Below are 7,484 nucleotides of genomic sequence, written 5' to 3' on the forward strand. Positions count from 1 at the left end.
CATGCCGCCCAGCCAGCGCTGGTTGACGTAGGGCATCCCGACGCGGGTCGCCTGCTCGGCGATCGCCTCCTGGGCCTGCTTCTTCGTGCCGACGAACATCACGGTGCCGCCCTTGGCGACGGTCTCCTTGATGAAGGCGTAGGACCGGTCGATGTAGGCGAGCGACTGCTGCAGGTCGATGATGTAGATGCCATTGCGCTCGGTCATGATGAAGCGCTTCATCTTCGGGTTCCAGCGACGGGTCTGGTGACCGAAGTGGACGCCGCTCTCGAGCAGCTGGCGCATGGTGACGACTGCCATGTGGTTCTCCTGTGTGTGAGAGGCGGACACCGCAGGCCAGACCTTGGGAACCCCGAGGGGCAGACCGGGCTGGTGCACGCGCTCTTCGTAGTTTTCAGTTGCTGCCACCGACGGGTGCCGGCAGCCCTGACGCTCACGCGCGATCCGACCCGATGCTCGGGACCGAGGATCGACGCCCACGGGTGGTCGGAGCCCAGGAACAGACTCCGTCGCGGTCGGTGAACGTGCGAAGTCAATCCACCGGAGTGGATTGCTCCGCTCAGGGTAGTCGACGCGCGCCGGACGTCGCCAATCGCGACGGCGCCGGGCCGGGCACTGTCCACAGGCAGGCTCCAGGCGTACTTCTCCCCGGTCGGCGGCCCGTGCGGTGGTGCCCGGGCCGCCGACCTTGCCACAGTCAGGAGATGCGTCCTCTCACCCTGCTACCGACCCTCCTCGTGGTCGTCCTGCTCGGGCACGGACCGGCCGGCGCCGACGAGGCCGACCCCGTCGGGGAGTGGCCGCTGCGGCCGGTGCCGGAGGTGGTCCGTGACTTCGATCCGCCCTCGGCTCCCTGGGGTGCGGGCCACCGGGGAGTGGACCTGGCCGGACGCGCCGGGCAGCGGGTCCACCCGGCTCTCGCGGGGGTGGTGTCGTTCGCGGGCACGATCGCCGGCCGGGGCGTGGTCACGGTCGACCACGGTTCGACGCGGACGACCTACGAGCCGGTGACGCCGTCCGTCGAGGTCGGTACGACGGTGGGTCCTCGCGACACCCTCGGACGGCTCGCGTACGCCGGCTCCCACTGCCCGCCGGACGCGTGCCTCCACTGGGGGTGGCTGGAGGGTGACACCTATCTCGACCCGCTCCGACTGGTCGGCGCCGGGCCGGTCCGACTCCTCCCGCTGGACGGACTGCCGACTCAGGCGTCATCGCTGGTCAGGCCGAGGCTGCCGTACCGCACCTGGCAGCCGCCCCACATCGCGGCCGGTCTCGGGCCCGTCCTCGGTGGGCTTCCGGCGGGTGGTTGTCAGACGACATCGCCGACCGCGAGCTCGCGCTCCCCAGCGGTCAGGTGCTCTGTCTCGGCGTCCAGGCGCTGATACGCCTCACCGTTCGCTGCCAGGAACTCGTCCCACGCCCGCGCGTCGACGAAGCGGTCGACGGTCAGGTAGCGGTCGGGACGGGTGCTCGACACGAACAGCTCCGTACCGCGAAACCCCTCCGACGTGGAGAACAGCTGCGCCCAGGCACCCTCGGGTCCGTAAGCCTGCTCGAACGCGGCACGGGCTGATGGGCGCACGTCGTACTCCCAGACGCGGATCCACACGCCACCAATGGTGCACCGTCAGGCGCGTGGATGCGCCTGGAGGTACGCCGAGCGCAGCCGGTCCTTGGTCACGTGCGTGTAGAGCTGGGTCGTCGCCATGGACGCGTGCCCGAGCATCTCCTGGACCGAGCGCAGGTCGGCGCCGCCTTCGAGCAGGTGGGTGGCGGCGGAGTGGCGGAGCCCGTGTGGACCGAGGTCGGGTGCCCCTGGTACGTCCGCGATCCGCCGGTGGACCAGCGTGCGCACGCCTCGCTGGTCCAGCCGCCCTCCCCGGGCACCGAGGAACAGCGCTCCCCCGGCGCCCGGCGCCGCCAGCGCCGGCCGTCCGATGCGCAGCCACCGCTCGACCGCCTGGGCGGCCGGCTGTCCGTAGGGCACGCTTCGCTCCTTGCGGCCCTTGCCGAAGACCCGCACCACCTGTCGCTCGCGGTCGAGGTCGTCGACGTCGAGGCCGACCAGCTCGCCCACCCGGACCCCGGTGGCGTAGAGCAGCTCCAGGATCGCCACGTCGCGGACCGCGACCGGGCTGCCGTCGTCGGCCAGCTCGATCGCCGACTCGATCAGCGCGCGCGCCTCGTCCGCGCGGAGCACCGCGGGGAGTGGCTTGTGGGCCTTCGGCGAGCCCAGGCTCGCTCCCGGATCGACCGACACCCGCCCGGTGCGCGCCAACCACGCGGTGAAGACCCGGGCGGCCGTCGCGCGCCGTGCCATCGTGCTGCGGGACTTGCCGCGGCTCTGCTGGTTGGCCAGCCAGCTGCGCAGGGTTCGGAGGTCGAGGTCCTCGATCTGCTCGATCCCCAGCCGGAGCGCGTGAACGAGCAGTGAATCGAGGTCACGGAGGTACGCCCGCACGGTGTGGGGCGACAGGTCGCGCTCGGACACCAGGTGGCGTTCGTAGTCGGCCAGGAGCCTGGCGAGCTGCTCGGGAAGCGCGTCCGCGCTCTCCTGGGCGGTCGCCTCCGTGGTCATGGGCCGATCGTAGGTCGGCGATCACTGCGGTCACGGGACCTCGCCGTCGGTCGTGCGGTCGAGTCGCCACCCGGCTGCGGACTCCACGACCAGGCCGCGGTCGGTGAGGTACGTCAACGCGGACTGGGTCGCCAGCAGCCCGATGCCAGCCGTAGCCGCGATCGCGGGCAACCCTGCTGGTTGCACGAGCGGTACGGCCTCGAGCACCTGCCGGTGGCGACTGGTGAGTCGGTCGCGCGCCCGCGCCCGCTCGCGGGGCACCTCCGTGAGGTGCTCACCGGCGCCTCCGACCAGCTCGAGCACGTCAGCCGGTCCGGTCACGAGGGTGGCGGACCCGCTGCGGATCCGCTGGTGCACGCCCTGTGAGGGGGCGCTCGACACCGGACCCGGGACGCCCATGACCGGTCGACTCAGGCTGTCGGCCCAGGTGGCGGTGTTGAGGGCGCCGCTTCGCAGCGCCGCCTCGACGACCACGGTGCCGCGGGTCAGGGCAGCGATGATCCGGTTCCGCGCCAGGAACCGTATCCGGAGCGGTGCACAGCCGGGCGGCAGCTCCGACACCACGGCGCCGACCGTCGCGAGATGCTCGAGCAGATCGCGGTGCGCCGCGGGATAGACCCGGTCGACGCCGCAGGCGAGCACGGCGACCGTGGCGCCGTCCGCTGCCAGGGCGCCGCGGTGAGCCGCCTGGTCGATGCCGAACGCCGCACCGGAGACGACGGCTGTCCCCGCGCGAGCGAGACCCGCCGCAATCTCGCGGGCGACGCCTTCGCCGTAGGTGGTGGACGAGCGCGAGCCCACCACTGCCACGGACTCGGCGACCTGGTCGAGCCGGAGCGGTCCACGCACCCACAACCCCAGCGGCGCCCCACCCAGCTCGTGCAGCGTCCCGGCGTGCGCGAGGTCGTCGAGCTGCGCCGGCCACTCGTCGTCGCCGGGGACGACGAAGCGGATGCCGGAGCGGGCAGCATCGGCGAGCTCTCGTTCGGGATCGAGGCGCCCGAGTCGTGGTTCGACGTCGAGGTCGAGGGTGTCGCGCCCCTGCGCCGCCATGAGCTCGGCCAGCAGCACCCCCGCCCCCGCCCGCGCGACCGCCGAGGCGACTCTGGCGTTCCCGGGCTCGGCCAGCCGGCTCAGAGCGGCTCGCGCGACCCGCTCGTCACTCACGACGCCGTCCGATGGTCGCGCAGCACCTCGGCCAGCAACGGCTCGCCCGACCGCAGCCGCAGAGCGGTCTCGGCGTGGTCGACGCTCGGCGTCGTGTCGCCGCGCAGGTCGGCGAGTGTCCACGCCAGCCGGTGGACCCGGGTCGCGCCGCGTCGGCTGAGCTTCCCGTCGTACATCCGACCGTCGACCAAGCGCTGGGCGGCCCGCGGCAACGGCCACTCCTGGCTGAGGATCGGACCCGGCACTTGGCCGTTGAGGCGCCAGCCGCGCTGCTCGTAACGAGCTGCCTGCCTCTCCCGCGCCGCCGCGACCCGCTCGCGGACGACGGCGGAGGGCTCGGGCCGGGACCAGTGGTCGTGCGCGTCGTGCGGTCGCAGTGGCTCGAGGTGGCGGGTGATGTCGATCCGGTCGGTGATCGGGCCCCGGACGCGCTGTCGGTACTCACGGCGTTGACGCTCGCTGCACAGACAGCCGTTGTACCGAGCATCGGCGAGGTACTCGCCGCAGGGGCACGGGTTGGCCGCGAAGACCACCATGCCGCGTGCGGGGAAGACGACCGACTCGTCCCCGCGGGCGATGGTGACCTCTCCGCTCTCGAGCGGCTGGCGCAGGCTGTCGATCACGTCGGTGCGGAGCAAGGGGAACTCGTCGAGCAGCAGCACGCCGCAATGGGCACGGCTGATCTCACCGGGCCGCACCCGGCCGGAACCGCCACCGAGGATGCTGGCCTTGCTGGCGTCGTGGTGGGGCGCCGAGAACGGCGGCCGCCGGATCAGGCCGTCGCCCTCGTGCAGAGCGCCGGCGAGTGAGTGCAGGGCCGTGAGCTCGAGCGACTCCGCGAGGGTCAGGTCGGGAAGGATCGTCGGGATCCGCTCGGCCAGCGTGGTCTTGCCGCACCCCTTGGGGCCGGAGAGCAGGAGGTGGTGCCCCCCGGCCGCCGCGACCTCGACGGCGAAGCGGGCCTCCTCCATGCCGAGCACGTCGACCAGGTCGACCTCGTCGAGCCGCTCCTGGCCGCGCCAGGAGAGCAGTCGGCGGCCGGACATCGGCGCCACGGGCTCCGCCTCCGGGACCGGCTGACCGCACAGCTCTGCCACGACCTGCCCGAGCGAGCGCATGCCGAGCACGTCCATCTCCGGCACGAGCGCCGCCTCGTGCGCCTGCGGCTCGGGCACGATCACGCGGCGGAGCCCGCGGTGCGAGGCTGCCAGCACCATCGGGAGGACGCCGGCGACCGACCGCAGGCCGCCGCTGAGGGTCAGCTCGCCGACCAGCGCCGTGTGGCCCAGGTCGGCCGCCGGCAGCTGTCCGTCGGCCTTGAGCACCGCCAGAGCGATGGCCAGGTCGAAGTGGGTGCCTCGCTTCGGGAGGTCGGACGGCGACAGCAGGATCGTGAGCCGTTTGGTCGACGGCCAGTGGAGCCCGGTGTTGTGGATCGCCATCCGGCACCGGTGCGGCGCCTCGTTGAGCGACACGTCGGCGCGCCCGACCATCGTGAGCCCGGGCTGCCCCGGTGAGACGTCGACCTGGACGTCGACCAGATGGCCGACCGCACCGTCGAGCGCGATGGTGGGCGTGGTGGCGATCGGCATGTCAGACCATCCCTCGCACGTGCTCGACCAGGCTCGGCCCCTTGAGCGGGCGGACCACCGCCACCAGGTCGATCCGGATCTCGGGTGGCCGCGCGCCGTGGGTCTCGGCCCAACGGACGCCCAGCCGCACCAGCCGGCTCAGCTTCTCCGGCGTGACCGCCTCGTGCGGCGACCCGTGGTCGATGCTCGTGCGGGTCTTGACCTCACACACGACCAGCGCGTCGCCGTCGCGCAGCACGAGATCGAGCTCGCCCTCCTCACACCGCCAGTTGCGGTCGAGCACGGCCATGCCCTGCTCGGCCAGATGGCGGGCCGCCACCTGCTCGCCGTACGCACCCAGCGCCTGGTTGTGCAGCGCCTGGTTGTGCCCCGTTGTCGTCGTGCTCGTCATCACCGACCTCCTCGGGAAGCAGGCTTCCGGAGGGCGGGGACGTCACGAGCTGGGGCCGCTGGGACCTGTGGAGCGCGCGTCCCGAAGGGCGCATGTGGACGGGAAGCGGCTCAGGCGAGCGTGGGGGTGGCCATGGTCACCCGGGGCTGCTGGGCTACGGCGTGCCGGTGAAGCGCGCGTAGCCGCGCTGCAGCACGCCGTCCCAGTAGCGGGTGAAGCCACCCACGTGGAGGTGGTTGCCCTCGATCAGGAAGGCCCAGCCTCCCAGCTTGCCGCCGGAGGCCTTCGGGTTCCACGGCGTCAGCGTGCCGTCTGCAAAGTAGACCGAGGCGTAGGACGGGCGCTTCTGCCCTGTGGTCTGGTCCTGGGAGAAGTGTCCGCCCAGGTAGAGCTCACCGCTGGCGGAGGCCAGCATGCCCTGGGTGTTCCCGGCGAACTTGCGGGTCCACACGATCCCGTTGCCCGCGGCAGGGTCGCCCGCCAGCACCAGGTTGCTCTCGGTCGACCAGAACAGCCGGGATCCGTCGGGAGTCAGCGCGATGGTGACCACGTTGCCGCTCCCACCGGCTGCGATCGGCGGGTTGAACGTGGTCGCGTCGCCGTTGCTCGCGAGCACCTCGCCAACACCGGCCGGGCGATCTGCCCGGCCGATCTTGCTGAAGGCGCCGCCCCCGTACACCTTGGTCCCGTCGGGCGAGACGACGACCTCGCGGACGTTGCCGTTCGGAGCCGGGTTGAACGACGTGACGAGGTTGCCCGTCGCGACGTCGAGTGCCACGAGGCGCTTGCGGGTCGTGCCGTCGATTCCGGTGAAGCGGCCGGCGACGTACAGCCGGTTGCCCTTGACGGCCAGCGAGTTCACGTCAGGAGTGGTGCCGGCCGTGTTCGCCTGCCAGTCCGGCAGTGCGACTCCGGTGACCGCGTCGACAGCGGCGAGGTTGGCGCGCGGCGAACCCCCGGCAACGCTGAAGACGCCACCGATGAACACCGTGGACCCGTCCTCGCTGACGGCAAGTGCTCGGACCACGCCGTTCGTGCCTGGGTTGAAGACCTTGTCGACGACGCCGGTGTCCTTGTGCACCGCTGCCACGGAGGCGCGGGCACGGCCGCCGAAGCGGCTGAACATGCCGCCGACGATGATCCGGTCGCCGGCCTGGGCGAGCGCGTAGACGCCGTTGTTCGCCTGCGCCGTCGCGTCAGGAGAGTTGGGCACCCCCGCCTGCGCGGCTGACGGCGTGATGAGCAGGATGCTCAGGGCCGCGGCTGTGGTCGCGAACGCGCGACGAGACTTGATGAGCATGGATTCCCCCGGTTTCGACGCGCCCCCCACGGCCGCAGACTGTTCCGAGGGTAGGGAACCGCTGGTCACGAGACGGTGCACGGCCATCAACAGGTCACCCACGATCCGGTACGACGCCCTCGCGTCGAAGTGGCTCGAGCTTGACCTCGCCCACGACCGGCAAAGTACCGTCGCGCAGCACGAGATGGAGCTCGCCCTCCTCGCACCGCCTGCTCGCCCAGAACGAGGGATGTGAACGGAAGGCGGCTCACTCCACGAGGCGGAGGATGCGAGGCCCCACGCCCAAGTAGTCGATGACGGACTCGGCCTCCCGCGGCAACGCATTGAAGTTGAAGAAGAACACCCTCATCTGCACCACACCACTGTTGTCGATCTTCAAACCATTGTCAGACGTGCCGGTATGGGTGCCCTTAACTGCCGTGCTCGTAGCCACCTCGTCGGTGAGGAACGCGGGGC

The 7,484-nt window shown here is 71.7% G+C and carries 9 protein-coding genes; 1 reads left to right on the forward strand and 8 read right to left on the reverse strand.

Annotated features, from left to right (window positions below; genetic code table 11):
* On the reverse strand, window positions 1–300 hold a 300-nt coding region (gene rpsB / locus VFZ39_RS17615; RefSeq protein ID WP_330867096.1), incomplete at its 3' end, for a 30S ribosomal protein S2.
* A 404-nt stretch (window positions 301–704) separates the two neighbouring features.
* On the opposite strand from rpsB, the gene VFZ39_RS17620 reads away from it, so the two are divergent.
* Window positions 705–1,382: a M23 family metallopeptidase gene (locus VFZ39_RS17620; protein WP_330867097.1), complete on the forward strand. Its 678-nt coding sequence runs from the start codon at window positions 705–707 to the stop codon at window positions 1,380–1,382.
* Here the strand turns inward: VFZ39_RS17620 and VFZ39_RS17625 are convergent.
* The 7 genes from VFZ39_RS17625 to VFZ39_RS17655 all read right to left on the reverse strand — a co-directional run.
* Window positions 1,310–1,609 (reverse strand): antibiotic biosynthesis monooxygenase family protein, encoded by a 300-nt coding sequence (locus VFZ39_RS17625; RefSeq protein WP_330867098.1) that lies wholly within the window; start codon window positions 1,607–1,609, stop codon window positions 1,310–1,312. The genes VFZ39_RS17620 and VFZ39_RS17625 overlap by 73 nt on opposite strands.
* 18 nt (window positions 1,610–1,627) lie before the next feature.
* Window positions 1,628–2,578, reverse strand: coding sequence for a tyrosine recombinase XerC (locus tag VFZ39_RS17630; RefSeq protein WP_330867099.1), 951 nt, complete (start codon window positions 2,576–2,578; stop codon window positions 1,628–1,630).
* A gap of 30 nt (window positions 2,579–2,608) precedes the next feature.
* Window positions 2,609–3,745 (reverse strand): DNA-processing protein DprA, encoded by a 1,137-nt coding sequence (gene dprA, locus VFZ39_RS17635; protein WP_330867100.1) that lies wholly within the window; start codon window positions 3,743–3,745, stop codon window positions 2,609–2,611.
* Entirely contained in the window at window positions 3,742–5,337 is a 1,596-nt protein-coding gene (locus VFZ39_RS17640; protein ID WP_330867101.1) for a YifB family Mg chelatase-like AAA ATPase, read from the reverse strand. Before VFZ39_RS17640 ends, dprA begins: the two co-directional genes overlap by 4 nt.
* A 1-nt stretch (window position 5,338) precedes the next feature.
* The gene (locus VFZ39_RS17645; RefSeq protein WP_330867102.1) at window positions 5,339–5,728 is read right to left on the reverse strand and encodes a YraN family protein; all 390 of its coding nucleotides are present in this window, start codon (window positions 5,726–5,728) and stop codon (window positions 5,339–5,341) included.
* 154 nt (window positions 5,729–5,882) lie between these two features.
* A complete protein-coding gene (locus VFZ39_RS17650; RefSeq protein WP_330867103.1) occupies window positions 5,883–7,028 on the reverse strand; it encodes a hypothetical protein in 1,146 nt (381 codons plus the stop codon).
* Window positions 7,029–7,275: 247 nt separating this feature from the next.
* A partial coding sequence (locus tag VFZ39_RS17655) for a hypothetical protein (RefSeq protein WP_330867104.1) occupies window positions 7,276–7,484 on the reverse strand: 209 nt, incomplete at its 5' end.

The sequence above is a fragment of the Nocardioides sp. genome (assembly GCF_036374615.1).
Lineage (GTDB): Bacteria > Actinomycetota > Actinomycetes > Propionibacteriales > Nocardioidaceae > Nocardioides.

Excerpts from the sequence above, each read along its gene's own strand:
- VFZ39_RS17650 (WP_330867103.1), bottom strand. The coding sequence starts at position 7,028 with ATGCTCATCAAGTCTCGTCGCGCGTTCGCGACCACAGCCGCGGCCCTG.
- VFZ39_RS17640 (WP_330867101.1), bottom strand. The coding sequence starts at position 5,337 with ATGCCGATCGCCACCACGCCCACCATCGCGCTCGACGGTGCGGTCGGC.
- VFZ39_RS17645 (WP_330867102.1), bottom strand. The coding sequence starts at position 5,728 with ATGACGAGCACGACGACAACGGGGCACAACCAGGCGCTGCACAACCAG.
- VFZ39_RS17630 (WP_330867099.1), bottom strand. The coding sequence starts at position 2,578 with ATGACCACGGAGGCGACCGCCCAGGAGAGCGCGGACGCGCTTCCCGAG.
- VFZ39_RS17620 (WP_330867097.1), top strand. The coding sequence starts at position 705 with ATGCGTCCTCTCACCCTGCTACCGACCCTCCTCGTGGTCGTCCTGCTC.